Here is a 16,144-nt window from a genome sequence, read left to right on the forward strand (position 1 = left end):
CCCCCCCCCCCCCCCCCCCCCCCCCCCCCCCCCCCCCCCGCCCCCCCCCCCCCCCCGGCCCGCGCGCGCGCGCCCCCCGCGGGGGCGGGGGGCCCCCCCCCCCCCCCCCCCCCCCCCCCCCCCCCCGACTCCGGCGGTGCGGCCGGTGGTCGTCCGGCGGTGCGGCCGGGCGTCAGCCGTCGATCCGGTACGAGTCCCCGTACACCTTCCAGACCAGCGGCGGGTCCAGGTTCAGGTTCTTCTTGTTGAGGAAGACGCGCTGGGCGGTGTCGACCCGGCTGGTGTCCTCGTGGGCCTCCTCCTGCTTCATGGCCCACACCCGCGCGTCGAGGAACGCGTGCAGGTACTTCACCTCGTCGCCGCCCTGCGCCGGCGGCTTCGCCGAACGCAGCGCCCGCTTGCGGATGTTGGTGAAGCTGGTCTTGTCGCTGCCGTCGCCGTGCATGACGATCGCGTCGTAGTACGCGAACTGCCCGAGCACCCCGATGCCGTCGGCCTTGCCGCGCTTGACGGCCGGGTTGAAGTAGACGCGGTCGCGCTCGTCGTTCTGGGCCTTCTGGAAGGCCGGGTCCTGCGCGGCCTTCTTCCAGTCCTTGGTGAAGTTCGGGTCCAGGCCCTCGTGCGAGGGGGTGCCGTTGACGCGGCGCAGCGCGGGCAGGTACTTCTCCAGGACGTTGCCGGGCTTGCGCGCGGCGTACAACTCGACGAGGTCGAGCATGTCGCCCGTGCCGGAACAGAAGCCGATGATGCCCGCGGTGTAGCCGCGGCCGTCCTTGATGTCCTCGATGTACTTGTACTGCGCCTTCCAGTCGAGCGAGGAGTTCTCCGCGCTCGACACCAGCTTCATGGCGATCTCCTTCTTCGCCGGGTCGTCCAGGCCCGGCGCGGCGGCGCTCGCGGACTGGGTCGTCAGGAGCGGGCCTGCGATCAGGGCGGCGCCGAGCAGGCCGATCACGGCACGTCGTGCGGGGCGCTTGCGGGGGGTGGCAGGGGCGTGCAACGGGACCTCCAGGGGTGGGAAGGCGTGGTTCCGCGTGCTGTCCGCGTTTGTTAGGAAGGTTTCCTACCAGAGATTGCGGGTGACGTATACCCGTCAGGCACGGGTCGTTCGGCCCCGCGGGCGCCCCGCCCGTGCCCGCCGCGGTGCCCTCCGGCGCCCCGGCGGACCCAGGAGCGCGCTGGGACATGGCCGGACATCGCCCTAGCCGCTGCTCACGCTGGTCCGTACGCTCCCAGCACCCTCACTCAGCCTCCGCTCATCGCACGCCGACCGGTCGCCGACCCGTGAGCGGACCCGTGTGAGCGGACCCGTGCGATGGCTGAGTCAGTTCCTCCCAGCACAGCTCCATCCCCCACCTCGCGGCGGTACCCCCTGCGCGGGCGTGCCGCCACGGGCCGAAGCACTCGATGGGAGAGCAACGAACATGTCCGCTGCACTGCTCGCGGGCGGCGCCCTCGCCGCCCTTCTCGGCGCGGGGCTCCCCGCTCAGGACCCGACGGAGTTCAGTGACCCGCCGCCCGACCGGATCGAGATCGATGTCGCGACCGTGAACGGTTCGGGTTGTCCCAGAGGCACGGCCGCCGTCGCCGTGTCCGAGGACAACACCGCCTTCACCGTCACCTACAGCGACTACCTGGCCCAGGCCGGCGGCAACTCCGCGCCCACGGCCTTCCGCAAGAACTGCCAGCTCAGCCTGGTCGTGCACGTTCCGCACGGCTTCACCTACGCGATCGCGAGCGCCGACTACCGCGGCTTCGCCTCGCTCCAGCGCGGCGCCAAGGGCACCGAGAAGGCGTCGTACTACTTCCAGGGCTCCCCGAACACGGGCGCCAAGTCCCACGACTTCTCCGGCCCGCTGAGCAACAACTGGCAGGCCACCGACGAGACCGAGGTCACCCAGCTCGTCTGGGCGCCCTGCGGCAAGCAGCGCAACTTCAACATCAACACCGAGCTGCGCGTCGACCTCGGCTCCTCCGACGCGAGCAAGACGAGCTTCATGACGATGGACTCCACCGACGGGGACATCAGCACCATCTACCGGGTGAAGTGGAAGGAGTGCCCCTGACCGACCGGTGACTTCCCCGAGGTACTGACCAGCTCCTGGTGAGGGGGCCGCGCCTCCGGACGGAGCCGGGCACCACCGTCCGGAGGCGCGGCGGCGGACCCGGAGGCGCGGCGGCAGGCGACGGGCCGCGGCGGCTCAGCGGGCCGCGGCGGTTCAACGGGACGCGGCGAGCGTCTCCCGTACCTTCTTCGCGATCGCGTACGTGTCCCCGACGGGCCGGACGGCGAGCCGCCCGGGGTCGCGGATCCACCGCTCCTCCAGGGCGTACCAGTCGCCCCCGTCCATCGGCCTCGGCGCGCGGTCCTCGTCGAGCGCGGCCCGCAGCTCGTCGAAGTACGTCGCCCAGCGCAGCCGGTACAACCCGCCGACCAGGCCCGCCCACTCCCGGTTGGCGTAGTCCCGCAGGCCCGCGTCGGCCCCGGCGCGGGTGCCCCACACGGTCACCAGCGACAGCTGGTCGTAGGCGAGCCGGTCCCGCTCGGCCTCGTCGGCGCCCCACGCGCGGGCGTCGGCCACCCAGCGCCCGAGCAGGTGCCGGGCGTCGGTGGCGACGAGCCGGTCGAGCAGGTCCATCAGCTCCAGCCAGGTGCGGGTGAGGTCCGCGAAGCGGGCCCTGTCCCGCTCGTCGTAGGCCTCCTTGATCCGCGGCAGCAGCACCCGGCCGCGGTGCGAGAGCGCCTGCCGCGCCACGTCGAGCAGGTCGCGCCGGTACGCCGACGAGCGCCGCAACTCCGGTCGTACGGCGAGGAGTTCGTCGAGCGCGGGCGCGAAGTCCGCGGCCGGGTAGCGCTCCTTCCTCGGTGACCAGGAGGCGGCGGAGGTGGCCGTCAGGCTCGGCCGGGCACCGAACAGGCCGTCGGCGCCCTCGGACCAGCCGTCGGCGCGGGTGGTGCCGTAACAGGTGCGGCGCAGCACGTCCCAGGCCCGTTCCGCGTGCGCGTCGGCGCCGCCGTACCGGCTCCCGGCCCAGTCGGCGAACCACTGCTTGAGGTCCAACTCGCCCTGCCGCCACGCCAGTTCGGAGAACAGCTCGAAGGCGGCCGGGTTGTCGTCGGCGGCCTCCGGCAGCAGCGCGATGCCCCGCAGGGCACTGCCGTCCTTCGTACGCCACTTCTCGTACAGCGCGGCCCAGTCGGGGGTGTTCGCGCCGAGCGCGGTGTGCCCGCCGAAGTTCCAGATGGAGCCGAAGGCGTACGGCGTCCCGCCCCAGTCGGCCTCGCGGTCGGTGATGTGCGGGTAGCGGTCGGAGAGGCCGTCCACGATCAGCATCCGGGAGGTGTCCACGGCGTCGGTGAGGGCCTTTGCCGGGTTGCGCCGCCAGCCGAGGGTGACCCAGGTGGCGCCCGGGTGGGCGGTCCGCAGCGCCCGCTCGACACCGCGGGCGGCCTCGCCGACCGGGACGCCGCCGGGCCGCCCGCCCTCGTGCAGCAGGTCCATCTTGTACATCGTGCTCGGCCCGAACAGCTCGTCCTGCACCCGGTAGAAGGCGGCGGCGACCCGCGCGAACCGGTCCGTGCGCGGATCCAGCCAGTCGGGCCGCGCGAAGCCGTACCAGGTGCCCTGCGGCACGGTCCGCGCCCCCGGGTTCCGCTCGGCGAAGCCGGGCGGCACGGTGCCGTAGTAGCCGGGGAACACGGGCGTCATGCCCAGCTCCCGCAGCCGGTCCGCGATGCGCCGCCCGAGCCGGGCGCGGCGGGCGAGGAGCTGCCGGGAGACCGGGTGCGGGAACGCGGCGAGGTTCTGCAGCAGCCACCACGGCTGGTGCGCGGGCCCGGGCACCCGCGCCCGCGCCTCCGCGTCGTCGTACCCGAACTCCTGGAGGACGCGGTGGTACACGGCGTCCGTGCCCGCGCTCACGAACACCTCGTTGTAGCCGTGCAGCGCGAGGACGTCGATCTCGCGCTCCCAGTACGACCAGTCGTGGTACGCGTTCGTGTAGCCGTCGTTGGTGTCGTTGAGGGCGAACCGGTGCGGGGCGGTGGCCCGCCCGGTCAGGGGCGCCGCCGGGCCGGGGAGCAGCGCGGGCAGGTCCAGCTGGTGCCCCGCCCAGGTGATGTTGGCGTGGCAGGTGTGCTTCAGGTAGTGGTACAGGCCCTTGAGCTGGACGGCCGGGGTCGGCCCGGCCACGGTGACGCGGCCGCGGGTGCCGGACACGCGGAAGGCGTCCCGGTCCCCGGCCCGCTCGAAGGTGAGCTGCTCCCAGTGGCGCGGCAGCAGGCGCCGGGCGGCGGCCGTGACGGCCGTGACGGCGCCCGCGTCACCGGGACGCCCGGGCGCGCCGCCGGACCGCCGGGGGGCCGGACCCCCGCCGGAGCAGGCCGCGGTGGCCCCGGCCGTGCCGGCCAGGGCGGTCAGGAGGGTCCGGCGGGGCAGTGCGGCTCCCATGGCTCACGGCGCCTTGGCGGGGGAGGGGGCGACCGCGTACTCGGTGAACTGCCCGAGCGGCGCGAACCCGAGCGCCCGGTAGACCCGCTCGCCGTCCGGCGAGGCCTGGAGCACGGCCGTACGGACACCGGCCTCGCGGCCCGCGTGCAGCGCGGCCAGGGTGACGGCGCCGCCGTAGCCGCGGCGCCGGTCGGCGGCGAGCGTGGAGATGTTGTAGATCCCGGCGACACCGGCGTCCACGAACACCTCGGCGGTGCACACCGGCCGCCCGTCGGCGTACCCGACGAAGCACCGGGCGGGGCAGTCCGGGGTGAGCACGCCCGCGGCGACGGCCGCGTAGAACGCGCGCACGGTGGCGGCCGGGGGCTCCCAGTTCGCCGCGAGGATCGCCGCGTACGCCTCCAGTTCCGCGGGCGTGGTGACGCGTCGGATCTCCAGCCCGGCCACGGGGACCGGCGGGGGCGCCGCGGCCAGGTCGAGCCACATGCCGCTCTCCGGTCCGGCGGCGGGCAGCCCGGCGGCGGCGAGCCGCGCGCCGAGGTCGTCCGGCGTGGACGCCCCGCCGACCCACCAGGCGAAGGTGCGCCCCGTGGCGGTGAGCCGCCCGACGGTCCCGGCGATCCGGGCGTCCGCGTCCTGCGGGGTGAACCGTGCGGCGGCGACGATGTTGAACGTGTCGTCGTCGATGCCGCTGTCCGCGATCACCAGGTCGCCGGTGTCGCTGACGGTGGCGCCCGGCAGGTACGGGTGGAGGTGGGTGGCGTGGGCGGCGAGGTTCCGCTCCATGCGGGCGAGCAGGCCGGGCGGGGCGGCGGCCGGGTCCGGGGCGGAGGTGGGGTCCGCGGCGGGGGTGGGGTCCGGGGCGGGGGTAGGGCGCTGGTCCATGCGTCCATGATGGATGACCCGCATGTACCGGCGGCGAACTGCCGACTGCCTCTGCGGTGTTGGCGTGGACCGCCGCCGTCCGAGGCTGTGCGTCGGCGTACTGACCGTCCTGGTGGGTGTCCTGCCGGGGCTGACCGCCGGCTACGTGACCAGTCGCACGGACGGCCGGGCCCGCGGGTCAGTAGGGTCCGGCCCCGCGTGGGCCGGGCGGAGGACGGCGTCGGCGCTCACAGGCCCGCGAGCGTCCCGGCCACCGTCGCCTCCAGGGCCGTCCGGTCGTCGCGGACCCGGGCGAGCACCCGCAGCCCGTAGTACGTGCTCTGCACCAGGCGGGCCACCTCGCGCGGGTCGCGGCCAGGAGCGATCTCCCCGGCCGCCTGGCCCGCCGCGACCACGGCGCACACCTCGTCCTCGACCCGGTCGAAGCCACGCCGGACCACGCGCCGCACGTCCTCGTCGAGCCCCGCCAGTTCCACGGCGGCGTTGACGGCGAAGCAGCCGCGGCCGTCGCCGGGGTCCAGGTCGGCCTCCAGGGAGTGGAGCATCATCGCCGCCAGCCGCTCCTTGGCGGAACCGGGCCCGCGCAGCCGCGCCACCTGCTCGGCGGTGACCGTCTCGTGGTAGCGGTCGAGCGCCCGCAGGTACAGCTCGCGCTTGCCGCCGAAGGTGTTGTACAGGCTCGACGGGCCGAGCCCCGTCGCGTCGCACAGGTCACGCGTCGAGGTGCCCTCGTACCCGTGGCGCCAGAAGGTCTCCATGGCCGCGGTGATGACGCGGTCCTCGTCGAACTGTCGTGGCCTGGCCATGCGCGGGACCCTACGCGTTCTGGACCACCCTTTCCACATCGGCCCCGGGCGCGGTGGCCGTCCGCCGCTCCAGCAGGCCCGCCCACAGCGCGGCCCCGCACCCGAGCGCCGCGAGGCCCGCGCCCACCCAGGCGACCGACGCGTAGCCGTACCCCGCGTCGACGGCGGCCCCGCCCAGCATCGGCGCGAGCGTGTTGCCGACGTTGAAGGCCGCCGTGTTCGTGGCGCCGACCAGCGTGGGCGCGTGGGGCGCCAGGGTGAAGACCCGGGACTGGAGCGCGGGGTTGGTGACGTACCCGGCCGCGCCGAGCAGGACGACCAGCGCGACCACCACGGCCGCCGCCGCGTCCGCCGCCAGCGCGAGAGCCCCCGAGACCACCGCCAGCCCGCCGAGCCCCCACGCGAGGGTCGCGGCCGCGTGCCCCCGCGCGGTCCGGCCGCCGAGCACGAGGCCGAGCATCCCGCCCGCCCCGAACAGCGCCAGCACGGCGGGCACCCAGCCCTCGCCGAGACCCGTCTCGTCGGTGAGCAGCGGGGCCAGGTAGCTGAAGGTCACGATGACCGCGCCGAAGGCGAAGGCCGTGACGGCGTACGACAGCCAGAGCTGCGGGCGCGCCATGCCGCGCAACTCCGCCCGTACCGAGGGCACGTCGCCCTGCCCGTCCCGCCCGCCGCCGCCCGGCACCGCGGCCACCGTGCACACCAGGCTCACCACCGTCGCCGCCGCGACCGCCCAGAACGCGGCCCGCCACCCCGCTGACTGGCTCAGCACGGTGCCCGCGGGCACACCCACGATCGTCGCCAGCGTCAGCCCGCCCGCGACCAGCGCCACCGCCCTGCTCTTGGCCCCGGCCGGGACGAGGGCCACGGCCGTCGCCACGGCCACGCCCCAGAACCCCGCGTACGCCAGGGCGCTGACCACCCGGGTCGCGAACAGCACCGCGTACCCCGGTGCCAGCGCACCGGCGACGTGCCCCGCGACGAACACCGCCTGGAGGCTGACCAGCGCCGTGCGCCGCGGCCACCGCAGCGTCGCCACCGCGAGCAGCGGCGCCCCGACGACCATGCCGATCGCGAACGCCGAGACCAGCAGCCCGGCGTCGGGCACGGACACGCCCAGGTCCGCCGCCATGCCCGGCAGCAGACCGGACAGCATGAACTCCGACGTCCCCTGCGTGAAGATGCCGAGCGCCAACACGTAGACCGCGAGCGGCATACGGGTCCCCTCTCCCTGTGTGCGCACCAGTTATGAAGCGGTCGCTCCAAAACACGGGTGGACGGTAGCACATTTTGGAGCGTCTGCTTCAGAACGGGGGGTGGGGAATCGTGTGCGGGACTGGGTAGAGCGTTCGTTCTAGCTGGAGGAGGTGTCGGTGTCGAGGGAGGTGATGCGGGAGGAGGTAGTGCTGGTGTCGGCGGAGGGGGTGTCGGGGGCGGGGCGCCGGTTCAGGTCGTCGATCAGCGACATGTGCTCCTCGGCCCACGCGCGCAGCGCGGCCAGCGGCACTTCCAGGGAGCGGCCGAGATCGGTGAGCCGGTAGTGCACCGCGGGCGGCACGGTGGCCTCCACCCGGCGGGCCACGAGGCCGTCGCGCACCAGGCTCCGCAAGGTGACGGAGAGCATCTTCTGCGAGACGCCCGGCATCCGGCGCCGCAGATCGGCGAAGCGCACCTCGCCGGGGGCCGCCTCGGCGAGCACCTTGACCGCCATGGAGGTCCACTTGGTGCCGATGCGGTCCAGGAGCTGCCGCGTCGGGCACAGCGGATCGAAGAGGTCACCGCGCGGGGACGTGGTCACGCCGAGCTCACCACCTGAGGGGAAAGTGCCGTCTTGGAGGGCCGAGGCTAGTTCCCTACGGTGGCCACGTCACCTTCGGTTACCCCCTGCCAACAGGAGCCTCGTATGCCCGAGTTGCGTCGCGTCGCCGTCGGCGGAGTGGAAGTGGACGTGGCGGTGGAGGGCGCGGGACCGCCCGTCCTGCTGCTGCACGGCTTCCCCCACACCTGGGAGCTGTGGCGGGAGGTCATGCCCGCGCTCTCCGCCCACCGCACCGTCATCGCACCGGACCTGCACGGCTTCGGCGACAGCGGAGGGGCCGGGTCCGGCAGCGGGGCCGGGTCCGGGTACGACGCCGGGACGCTGGCCGACGACGCCGCGGCCCTGCTCCGGGCGCTCGGCGTCACCGGCGTCACCGGCGTCACCGGCGTCACCGGTGTCGACGTCGTCGGCATCGACGCCGGTACGCCGCCCGCGTTCCTCCTGGCCATGCGCCACCCCGGCCTGGTGCGGCGGCTCGTGGTGATGGAGTCCCTGCTCGGCCGGCTGCCCGGGGCCGAGGAGTTCCTCGCCTCCGGGCCCCCGTGGTGGTTCGGCTTCCACGCCGTCCCCGGCCTCGCGGAGTCCGTCCTGGAGGGCAACGAGGCCCGCTACGTCGACTGGTTCCTGGACGCGGGCACGCTCGGGGACGGGGTGCCGCCGCGCATCCGGGACGCCTTCGTACGCGCCCACACCGGACGGGACGCCCTGCGCCGCGCGTTCTCCTCCTACCGTGCCCTGCCGCAGAGCGCGGACCGGATCGCACGGGCCGTCGCCACGGCGAGACTGACGGTCCCGACACTGGCGATCGGCGCCCACCCGGTCGGCGACGCCCTGGAACGCCAACTGCGCCCGGTCGCCGACGACCTCACCGCCCGCGTCCTCGACGACTGCGGCCACATCATCCCGCTGCACCGTCCTCGGCGCCTCCTGGACCTGCTGCTCCCGTTCCTCGCGGGGGAGCCGGTACCCCGGTCCCGTACGCCGGAACCGGCCCGGCCCTGACCGGGCCGCGCGCCCCGGCCCGTGCTCAGCGGTCCCCGGTCTGCCAGGCGGTGACGGTGATTTGGTCGCCGACGGCCAGCTTCCCCGTCCGCAGCACCGAGTACTTCGCGCCGAGCGCCACACCCCCGCCGGGCTGCCGCCGGTACGTGGCCAGTGTCCGCAGCGGCTCGGGCCCGGCGCGCTCGCCGCTCGCCTGGTCGACGAGGGTGACGGCGCAGCGCAACGCCAGCTTGGCGAAGCCCAGTTCGGTGTTGCCGATCCGGATGGCCAGGGGCCGGTCCTCGAGGTGCGGCTCGTCCCAGCCGTCCACCACGACGTTGGGCCGCAGCCGGCTCATCGTCACGGCGGTCCGCCCGGCCTCGGTGATACGCCGGTTGAGGTCGTCGAACGTGGCCCGCGACAGCATGTGCAGGGCCCCGCTGTCGGCGTAGCCGGACGTCCCCGGGTGGAGGCCGTCCGTCCGCCGGTCGTGCTCGGGCGGCACCCGCACCAAGCGGCTCTCCGTACCGAGCACCCGCGACAGCCACCGCGCGGCCGCCTCGCCCTGGTCGATGCCCGTGAAAGGGGCCCCGAACAGGTCCACGTCCCGCCGCGCCGACTCCGTGTCCACCGCGATGTCCAGCGGCTCCGCGTCCGGCGCCCGCAGCGTCAGCCGCCCGCCGTCCCAGCTCACCTCGGGCCGGACGACCGCGAGCCGCGGGGTCGCGCGCTGCGTGCGGTACACCCCCGCCGGGTCGACCACCATGAACGTACGGTCGTGCGCGAGCCCGGCCGGGGTCAGGTCGCTCTCCGTGACCCGGACCCCCGCGCACCCCTTCACCGGATAGGTGATCAGGCCGACGACGACTGCTTCTCCCGCTCCTTCTCCTCCTGCTCCTTCTCCTCCTGCTCCTTCTCCTCCTCCTACTGCTGCTGCCATGACAGTCCACTCACGACGTCGCCCATGGGTGCGGTGCCTTCCTGCCGGACCGGATCATCCTCGTACGCAGCAGCATCCCCCGCCCCTCACCGCGACATCAACGCCCCTCGCCCAACCGTGAGGATCACCGCACGCCGCCCCGTCCCGTACGCCTCTGTAACGGTCCCCGTCCGCGCGAGCGCCCCCGCGCGGGCCCTCCGCCACAATGGCGGCGCTTCCCCCTTCCCCCGCGTTCCCCCGCAGGAGGCGCCATGAGACCCCGCACCGCCCTGGCCCAGCTCCTGTGCGCCGCGCTCCTCGGCGCCCTCGCCCTGGTCACGGCCCCGACGGCCGCTGCCGCCGCCCCGACACCCCTGCGCGGCGGGACCGTCCTGTACAGCCCCGCCGGCCGGTGCGTCGTCGCCTTCAACGCCACGAACGGCACCCGCCACTACGGCGTCATGGCGGGCCGCTGCGGCACCGTCGGCACCCGGTGGTACGCCGACGCCCGCCTCACCGCGCAGGTGGGCGTCACCGAGACCGCCGTCTTCCCCGGCAACGACTACGCCCTCGTGCGCTACACGAACCCCGACTTCGCGTACCCGAGCGAGATCGCCGCCGGTTCCCAGGTCATCCGCGTCAACCGCGCCCCGGCGCCCGTCCCCGGCCAGTCGGCGTGCCGCACCGGCCCCGTGACGGGCATCCACTGCGGCACCGTCCAGGCCGTGAACGTCTCGGTCACCCACCCCCAGGGCACGGTGCACGGCCTCTTCCGCGCCTCCCTCTGCGCCGAGCCCGGCGACTCCGGCGGCCCCACCTTCAGCGGCGACACCGGCCTCGGCCTCGTCGTCGGCGGCAGCGGCAACTGCGCCTCGGGCGGCACGACGTACCACCAGCCCCTGGCCTCGATCCTGAGCACCCACGGGCTGAGGGTGGGCTACTGACCCCGGACGTGGACGGCGCTGGACCCGGACGCGGCGGTGGAGGCGAACAGCCCCGCCTGGAAGCGGGAGGTGGCGCCCAGCGCGGCCATCAGGTCGGCGACGCGGCGGCGGTAGGTACGCAGGGACATGCCGAGGCGCCGGGCGGCGGCCTCGTCGGTGAGGCCGGAGCCGAGGGCGGCGAGGACCTGCCGGGCGTCCTCGGCGAGGGCGGGAGCCCCGGCGGAACCCAGGGCGAGGGGGAGGTCCGCGGCGGCCTCCCAGGTGGCGTACAGGAGGGCGCGTACGCTGTCGACGACCTCGGGGACCCGTACCACCGTGTACGTGCGCGGCCCCCGCGACTCCGGGCCCGCGAGGATCGCCACGCGCCGGTCGACGACGACGGCCTCGCGGGCCAGCGGGGCGCCGGAGATGCGGACCTGGGCGCCGGACGCGGCGATGGCGGTGAGCCGTCGCTCGGACTCGGGGTCGCCGACGGCGCGGCGGGAGTACACCTTGCGCATGGCGAGGCCGCCACCGGGGCGCACCGTCGGGCGGTTGCCCTCGCGGAAGGCGGCGTTCACCCCGCCCCAGGTCATCAGGTCCTCCGCGCCGCACAGGAACTCCTCACGCGCGAGGGCGAACACGCCCCCGGCGCGCGCCGCCAGCTCCCGCTCCCCGCGCACGGTCACGATCCGCCCGTCCTCCACGCCCCGCCCCTTCCCTCCCGCCCGTTCACCACTGACCGGCGATCACCGTAGCTTCCCCCGCGCAGCGTGAAGGCCCGCAGGGCGAGTGCCGTCTCCATGGCGCACAGGGCGACGCCCAGGGTGACGTGCGCGGCGAGCGAGCCCTCCAGGCCCAGCAACGTCTGCGTGAACGTGGCGATCAGGATGCCGACGGTGGCCTTGAGCGGCCACGTCAGCCAGCGGTTGCGGCGCCACACCAGGACGGCGGCCACGACCTGGAGGAACACCAGGAGCTCGAAGACGTAGGCGTTGAAGCCGTGCGGGTCGATCGAATCGACGTCGCCGTTCAGGAGCATCCCGGCGAGCAGGCCCTGCACCAGGGTCTCGAGGCAGGCGAGCGCGGCCACGGCCCGCAGCAGCGTGACCCGGCCGCGTCCGGCCGCCACCCGGCCCGCCAGGACCACCGTGCCCGCCGCGCCCGCCGCGTCGCGGGAGAGCGCGCTCTCGGAAGAAGTGTCGTGCATCGAAGTACCCGTTTCTTTCAGCGGTTTCAGCGGTTTCAGGGATTTCAGCGGCTACAGCGGGTTCAGCAGCTTCAGCGGGGCCGGGCGTCGAGCCACTCCTGGAACGTGGGCCCGGCGAGCTTCGCGTGGGGGCCGGGCAGGAACGCGCCCGCCGCCGCGAGACCGGCGTCGGGCAGGCCGGAGCCGTCGACCGCGACGACCTCGACACCGCGCCGGGCGCCGAGGAGCCGGGCGGCCTCGGCCAGGCTCTCCCGGCGGGGTCCGGCGACCTCGGGGACCGGCGCGCCGGGGTCCGGCCGGGACGCCGCGCCGGGGTCGGCGGCCAGGTCGGCGAGCGTCTCGGCCACGGTGCGGCAGGCGACGAGCTGGGTGGGCAGGTCCGGGATGTGGGCGACGTCGCCCTGCTGCCAGTCCAGCAGCCGGCCGACGAACTCGTGGAACTGCGCGGCCCGCAGGATGCGCGCGGGCAGCGGGCCCGACAGGTGCGCCTCCTCGTGCACCTGCTGGGCGGCGACGAAACCGGCGGTGGCCTTGTCCGCGCCGATGATGGACACGGCGACGACCCGGTCGGCCCCGGCGTGCAGGCCCGCCTCGTGCAGGTTGCGGGCGGCCGTGCGGAAGAACGCCGCGGCGGCGGCCTCCTCGGAGGCGTGCCACGACGCGACGTCGACGACGACGTCGACCCCGGCGAGCGCCTCCGCCAGGCCCTCCCCGGTGATGACGTCCACGCCGGTGGCGCGGGACATCGGCACGACGTGGTGGCCCCGTTCCGTGAGGACGTCCACGACGTGGCGCCCCAGGCGCCCGGTCGCCCCCGCCACCGCGAACTTGCTGGTGCTCATGGTCCGTACCCTCCTGCTGCTGTGGACGTGGGCAGGGCGGGACTCCCCCGCGCTGCCCCCTCGCGGTGCCGCGTACGCTCCGGACCGGCCGTCCGCGCGGCGCCCTGACGGACACGAGACGTCGCCGCCCCCTCGTCCGTAACAGGCGCTGTCGTGTGACGTAGGCCACCGGCCGGGGGGTGTTACGCAAGGGCCGCGGCCGACGTCCCGTGGGTGAAGCGGAAGAACCCGAAGGGACAGGCGGGAGCCGGGTATGAGCGAGCGCAGCGCAGGCACGACGGACATGGCCGAGCCGCCCGGCCGTGCCGCCCCGGCGGAGTCGGCGGACACCGCCACCGAGGTGTTCGTCGCCCACCGCAACCTGTTGTTCACCGTCGCCTACGAGATGCTCGGCTCGGCCGCCGACGCCGAGGACGTACTGCAGGAGACCTGGCTGCGGTGGGCGGCCGTCGACCCGGCCACCGTGCGGGAGCAACGCGCCTACCTGGTACGCATCGTCACCCGGCAGGCCCTGGACCGGATGCGCGCGCTCGGCCGCCGCAAGGAGTCCTACGTCGGACCGTGGCTGCCCGAGCCGTTGCTGACCACGCCCGACGTGGCCGAGGACGTCGAACTGGCCGACAGCATCTCGATGGCGATGCTGCTCGTGATGGAGACGCTCGCGCCGGTCGAACGGGCGGTGTTCGTGCTGCGCGAGGTGTTCGACCTCGGGTACGAGGAGATCGCCGAGGCCGTCGGCAGAAGCCCGGCCGCGGTCCGGCAGCTCGCCTACCGGGCCCGGGCGCACGTCGCCGCGCGCCGGCCCCGCGGGACCGTCTCCGCGGACCAGACCCGGGCCGCGCTCCAGGCCTTCCAACGCGCGGTCGAGACCGGTGAGTTGCAGAACCTGCTCGACGTCCTCGCGCCGGACGTGGTCGCCCTGAGCGACGGCGGCGGGGTCAGACACGCCTTGCTGCGGCCGGTCGTCGGCGCGGACAAGGTGGCCCGGCTGCTTGCGGGCGGCTGGTGGCGCGGCGCCCGGAGGTCGGTGGAGCCGGTGCAGATCAACGGTGGCCCCGGGCTGCTCGTGCGCGTCGACGGCGAGGTCGACGGCGTCGTGGCCGTACGGGTCGAGAACGGCTACGTCACCGGGGCGTACCACGTCCGGAACCCCGAGAAGCTGTCGCGGGTGGGGCGGGAGACGGCCGTCGTGCGGTGAGGCGGTGCGCTCTGCTGGCCGCCGGAGGGGGGCCTCCACCGGCGGCTGCCGTCGTGCGCGGTGAGGCCGACCGCCGGAAACCGGAAAGGGGTGGCGTCCGGCGGGAAGATCGGGAAAGCTCACGCCCATGGTCTCGGTGGTGCAGAACGTGGCGATCGACTGTGCGAACCCCTATGAGCTGGCCCGGTTCTGGAGCGGGGTGACCGGCCGCCCCCTGCACCCGGAGGACGCGCCAGGCGACCGGGAGACCCAGGTGCTGCTGTCGGCGCGGGGCCCGGTGCTGCACTTCAACCAGGTGCCCGAGGCCAAGGCGGGCAAGAACCGGGTCCACCTGTGCCTGCGCCCCGAGACCTCGCGCGACCAGGAGGTGGAGCGGCTGCTGGGCCTCGGCGCCACCTTCGTCGCCGACCACCGGAACCCCGACGGCTCGGGCTGGGCGATCCTGGCCGACCCCGAAGGCAACGAGTTCTGCGTCCTGCGCAGCGATTCCGACCGCGCCGCCGCGCACCCCTGACGGCCGGGCCCCGGCACGCGCCGCCTCCTGGCAGCAACTGGCCACCCCCGCCCGTACGCCGTGCCCCGGCCCCACCATGATCCGCATGACCAAGCACGCGCACGCCTCTCACGACCCCGGCCCTGTCCCCGGCTCCCTGCCCGCCACCGCCGCCGGGCGCTTCGCGATCGGCGGCGACCTGCCCGTCGCCCGGATGGGCTTCGGCGCGATGCGGCTGCCCGGCCGGACCTGGGAGGGGCCCGCGGGCGACCCCGAGACCGCCGTCGCCGTCCTGCGCCGGGCCGTCGAACTCGGCGTCGACCACATCGACACGGCCGCCTTCTACTTCTACGAGGACCTGTCCGCGAACGCCCTCATCTGCCGGGCCCTGCACCCGTACCGGGACGGCCTGGTGATCGCCACGAAGGTCGGACCCGACCGCTCCCCGGACCACGCCTGGCTGGCACCCGCCGGCCCCGCGAAGATCCGCGCCGACGTCCACCGGAACCTGCGCGAACTCGGCGTCGACCAGCTCGACCTGGTCTACCTGCGCTTCCTCGGCCAGGACGGGCCCGGCGAAGGGCGCTTCGAGGCCCTCGCCGCACTGCGCGAGCAGGGCCTCGTCCGGCACCTCGGCGTCAGCAACGCCACCGCCGGGCAACTCGCCGAGGCCCAGCGGATCGCGCCGGTCGCCGCCGTGCAGAACAGGTTCAGCCCCGCCTCCCGGGACGCCGAGGCGGACGCCATGGTCGAGCGGTGCGCCCGGCAGGGCATCGCCTTCGTGCCGTACTTCCCGCTCGGCGGCGTGGGCGCCCCGGACGCCGCGGCGCTGCGGCGCGTCGCCGACCGGCACGGGGCGAGTGCCGCGCAGGTCACCCTGGCCTGGTCGCTGTCGGTGTCCCCGGCGGTCCTCGCCATCCCGGGTACGTCGTCCCTCGCGCACCTGGAGGAGAACGTGGCGGCCGCCGCGCTCACGCTGGGCGCGGACGACCTGGCGGACCTGGCGGACCGGTCGGCCCGGTCGCCCCGGTCGGCGCCCTGAGGAGGCGCCGCCCGGCGAGGGGCCCTCACCGGGCGCCGGTCACCGGCCCGTCACCGGCCCGTCACCGGCCCGTCGTCGGCCTGTCAGAGGCCCATGACCCGCGCGTCGGTGGCGAGCGCCCGGAAGTACTCCTTCGGGTCGTCGACCATGCGCCGCTCCTTGAGGTCGAGCAGACCGCCCACCCCGGTCAGCTCGGCCGCGACCGTGCCGTCCGGCTTGGTGAAGATCTGCTCGATCCGGAACGTCTTCCGCTCGCCCCACAGGAACCGGCACGACACGGACACCTGGTCCCCGGCGCGCAGCTCGCTGCGGTACCGCAGGGTGTTCTCCAGGGCGACCGGGCCCACGCCCTTCGAGATCAGGTCCGCCTGCCGGATGCCCGCCGCCATGAGGAGCGACCAGCGGGCGTGCTCCGCGTACTGGAGGTAGACGGCCTGATTGAGATGCCCCTGTACGTCCGTCTCATAGCCACGGACCGTGATCCCGACGGAGTACGGCTGCTCCTGCGCCACGACGTCGCCTTCCTCTGCTGTTCCCCTGCTGACACACGACTGGTGCAGTGCTCAACCGGCCTT

17 protein-coding genes are annotated in these 16,144 nt (G+C 74.7%); 6 read left to right on the plus strand and 11 right to left on the minus strand.

Annotated elements, in window-relative coordinates; translation table 11 throughout:
• Window positions 1-172 precede the first annotated feature (172 nt).
• Window positions 173-1,000 carry a chitosanase gene (locus tag QK440_RS31015; protein ID WP_282796557.1) on the minus strand — a complete coding sequence of 276 codons (828 nt, stop codon included), beginning with the start codon at window positions 998-1,000 and terminating at the stop codon, window positions 173-175.
• A 424-nt stretch (window positions 1,001-1,424) separates the two neighbouring features.
• Here QK440_RS31015 and QK440_RS31020 point away from each other — a divergent pair, with 424 nt between their 5' ends.
• Window positions 1,425-2,066, plus strand: a complete 642-nt coding sequence (locus tag QK440_RS31020; protein ID WP_282796558.1) for a DUF4360 domain-containing protein — start codon at window positions 1,425-1,427, stop codon at window positions 2,064-2,066.
• A 153-nt stretch (window positions 2,067-2,219) separates the two neighbouring features.
• Here the strand turns inward: QK440_RS31020 and QK440_RS31025 are convergent, their stop codons facing one another.
• From QK440_RS31025 to QK440_RS31045, 5 genes are all read right to left on the minus strand, one after another.
• Complete coding sequence (locus QK440_RS31025; protein ID WP_282796559.1) at window positions 2,220-4,451, minus strand: alpha-N-acetylglucosaminidase; 2,232 nt, start codon at window positions 4,449-4,451, stop codon at window positions 2,220-2,222.
• Window positions 4,452-4,454: 3 nt separating this feature from the next.
• Window positions 4,455-5,237: a GNAT family N-acetyltransferase gene (locus QK440_RS31030; protein WP_282796592.1), complete on the minus strand. Its 783-nt coding sequence runs from the start codon at window positions 5,235-5,237 to the stop codon at window positions 4,455-4,457.
• A 326-nt stretch (window positions 5,238-5,563) separates the two neighbouring features.
• Window positions 5,564-6,142 carry a TetR/AcrR family transcriptional regulator gene (locus QK440_RS31035; protein WP_282796560.1) on the minus strand — a complete coding sequence of 193 codons (579 nt, stop codon included), beginning with the start codon at window positions 6,140-6,142 and terminating at the stop codon, window positions 5,564-5,566.
• Window positions 6,143-6,152: 10 nt separating this feature from the next.
• Window positions 6,153-7,358, minus strand: coding sequence for a Cmx/CmrA family chloramphenicol efflux MFS transporter (locus QK440_RS31040; RefSeq protein WP_282796561.1), 1,206 nt, complete (start codon window positions 7,356-7,358; stop codon window positions 6,153-6,155).
• A 138-nt stretch (window positions 7,359-7,496) separates the two neighbouring features.
• Window positions 7,497-7,940: a helix-turn-helix domain-containing protein gene (locus tag QK440_RS31045; protein ID WP_282796562.1), complete on the minus strand. Its 444-nt coding sequence runs from the start codon at window positions 7,938-7,940 to the stop codon at window positions 7,497-7,499.
• 105 nt (window positions 7,941-8,045) lie between these two features.
• Here QK440_RS31045 and QK440_RS31050 point away from each other — a divergent pair, with 105 nt between their 5' ends.
• Entirely contained in the window at window positions 8,046-8,963 is a 918-nt protein-coding gene (locus QK440_RS31050) for an alpha/beta fold hydrolase (protein ID WP_282796563.1), read from the plus strand.
• A gap of 25 nt (window positions 8,964-8,988) precedes the next feature.
• Here the strand turns inward: QK440_RS31050 and QK440_RS31055 are convergent, their stop codons facing one another.
• On the minus strand, window positions 8,989-9,882 hold the full coding sequence (locus QK440_RS31055; protein WP_282796564.1) for an MOSC N-terminal beta barrel domain-containing protein: 894 nt from the start codon (window positions 9,880-9,882) through the stop codon (window positions 8,989-8,991).
• Between the two features lie 251 nt (window positions 9,883-10,133).
• Between QK440_RS31055 and QK440_RS31060 the strand changes: the two genes are divergently transcribed.
• Window positions 10,134-10,805, plus strand: a complete 672-nt coding sequence (locus QK440_RS31060; protein WP_282796565.1) for a S1 family peptidase — start codon at window positions 10,134-10,136, stop codon at window positions 10,803-10,805.
• Here the strand turns inward: QK440_RS31060 and QK440_RS31065 are convergent.
• The 3 genes from QK440_RS31065 to QK440_RS31075 all read right to left on the minus strand — a co-directional run bounded on the left by QK440_RS31065 (window position 10,799) and on the right by QK440_RS31075 (window position 12,836).
• Window positions 10,799-11,491: a DNA-binding response regulator gene (locus QK440_RS31065; RefSeq protein ID WP_282796566.1), complete on the minus strand. Its 693-nt coding sequence runs from the start codon at window positions 11,489-11,491 to the stop codon at window positions 10,799-10,801. The two genes, QK440_RS31060 and QK440_RS31065, sit on opposite strands and share 7 nt — an antisense overlap.
• Window positions 11,470-11,994 carry a hypothetical protein gene (locus QK440_RS31070; RefSeq protein ID WP_282796567.1) on the minus strand — a complete coding sequence of 175 codons (525 nt, stop codon included), beginning with the start codon at window positions 11,992-11,994 and terminating at the stop codon, window positions 11,470-11,472. The genes QK440_RS31065 and QK440_RS31070 overlap by 22 nt, the downstream gene beginning before the upstream one ends.
• Before the next feature lie 71 nt (window positions 11,995-12,065).
• A complete protein-coding gene (locus tag QK440_RS31075) occupies window positions 12,066-12,836 on the minus strand; it encodes an NAD(P)H-binding protein (protein ID WP_282796568.1) in 771 nt (256 codons plus the stop codon).
• Between the two features lie 283 nt (window positions 12,837-13,119).
• Between QK440_RS31075 and QK440_RS31080 the strand changes: the two genes are divergently transcribed.
• The 3 genes from QK440_RS31080 to QK440_RS31090 all read left to right on the plus strand — a co-directional run bounded on the left by QK440_RS31080 (window position 13,120) and on the right by QK440_RS31090 (window position 15,569).
• Window positions 13,120-14,034 (plus strand): RNA polymerase sigma-70 factor, encoded by a 915-nt coding sequence (locus QK440_RS31080; protein ID WP_282796593.1) that lies wholly within the window; start codon window positions 13,120-13,122, stop codon window positions 14,032-14,034.
• A 127-nt stretch (window positions 14,035-14,161) separates the two neighbouring features.
• Window positions 14,162-14,548, plus strand: a complete 387-nt coding sequence (locus QK440_RS31085; RefSeq protein WP_282796569.1) for a VOC family protein — start codon at window positions 14,162-14,164, stop codon at window positions 14,546-14,548.
• A gap of 85 nt (window positions 14,549-14,633) precedes the next feature.
• Window positions 14,634-15,569 (plus strand): oxidoreductase, encoded by a 936-nt coding sequence (locus QK440_RS31090; RefSeq protein ID WP_282796570.1) that lies wholly within the window; start codon window positions 14,634-14,636, stop codon window positions 15,567-15,569.
• Window positions 15,570-15,652: 83 nt separating this feature from the next.
• Here QK440_RS31090 and QK440_RS31095 read toward each other — a convergent pair whose 3' ends face one another.
• Entirely contained in the window at window positions 15,653-16,081 is a 429-nt protein-coding gene (locus QK440_RS31095) for an acyl-CoA thioesterase (RefSeq protein ID WP_282796571.1), read from the minus strand.
• Window positions 16,082-16,144 lie beyond the last annotated feature (63 nt).

It is taken from the genome of Streptomyces sp. CC224B (assembly GCF_030010595.1).
Taxonomy (GTDB): Bacteria; Actinomycetota; Actinomycetes; order Streptomycetales; family Streptomycetaceae; genus Streptomyces; species Streptomyces longispororuber.

What these genes read in the sequence shown, in the direction of transcription:
- QK440_RS31020 (WP_282796558.1), top strand. Translation starts at nt 1,425, where the DNA reads ATGTCCGCTGCACTGCTCGCGGGCGGCGCCCTCGCCGCCCTTCTCGGC.
- QK440_RS31025 (WP_282796559.1), bottom strand. Translation starts at nt 4,451, where the DNA reads ATGGGAGCCGCACTGCCCCGCCGGACCCTCCTGACCGCCCTGGCCGGC.
- QK440_RS31030 (WP_282796592.1), bottom strand. Translation starts at nt 5,237, where the DNA reads ATGGAGCGGAACCTCGCCGCCCACGCCACCCACCTCCACCCGTACCTG.
- QK440_RS31035 (WP_282796560.1), bottom strand. Translation starts at nt 6,142, where the DNA reads ATGGCCAGGCCACGACAGTTCGACGAGGACCGCGTCATCACCGCGGCC.
- QK440_RS31040 (WP_282796561.1), bottom strand. Translation starts at nt 7,358, where the DNA reads ATGCCGCTCGCGGTCTACGTGTTGGCGCTCGGCATCTTCACGCAGGGG.
- QK440_RS31050 (WP_282796563.1), top strand. Translation starts at nt 8,046, where the DNA reads ATGCCCGAGTTGCGTCGCGTCGCCGTCGGCGGAGTGGAAGTGGACGTG.
- QK440_RS31055 (WP_282796564.1), bottom strand. Translation starts at nt 9,882, where the DNA reads ATGGCAGCAGCAGTAGGAGGAGGAGAAGGAGCAGGAGGAGAAGGAGCA.
- QK440_RS31060 (WP_282796565.1), top strand. Translation starts at nt 10,134, where the DNA reads ATGAGACCCCGCACCGCCCTGGCCCAGCTCCTGTGCGCCGCGCTCCTC.
- QK440_RS31070 (WP_282796567.1), bottom strand. Translation starts at nt 11,994, where the DNA reads ATGCACGACACTTCTTCCGAGAGCGCGCTCTCCCGCGACGCGGCGGGC.
- QK440_RS31075 (WP_282796568.1), bottom strand. Translation starts at nt 12,836, where the DNA reads ATGAGCACCAGCAAGTTCGCGGTGGCGGGGGCGACCGGGCGCCTGGGG.
- QK440_RS31080 (WP_282796593.1), top strand. Translation starts at nt 13,120, where the DNA reads ATGGCCGAGCCGCCCGGCCGTGCCGCCCCGGCGGAGTCGGCGGACACC.
- QK440_RS31085 (WP_282796569.1), top strand. Translation starts at nt 14,162, where the DNA reads ATGGTCTCGGTGGTGCAGAACGTGGCGATCGACTGTGCGAACCCCTAT.
- QK440_RS31090 (WP_282796570.1), top strand. Translation starts at nt 14,634, where the DNA reads ATGACCAAGCACGCGCACGCCTCTCACGACCCCGGCCCTGTCCCCGGC.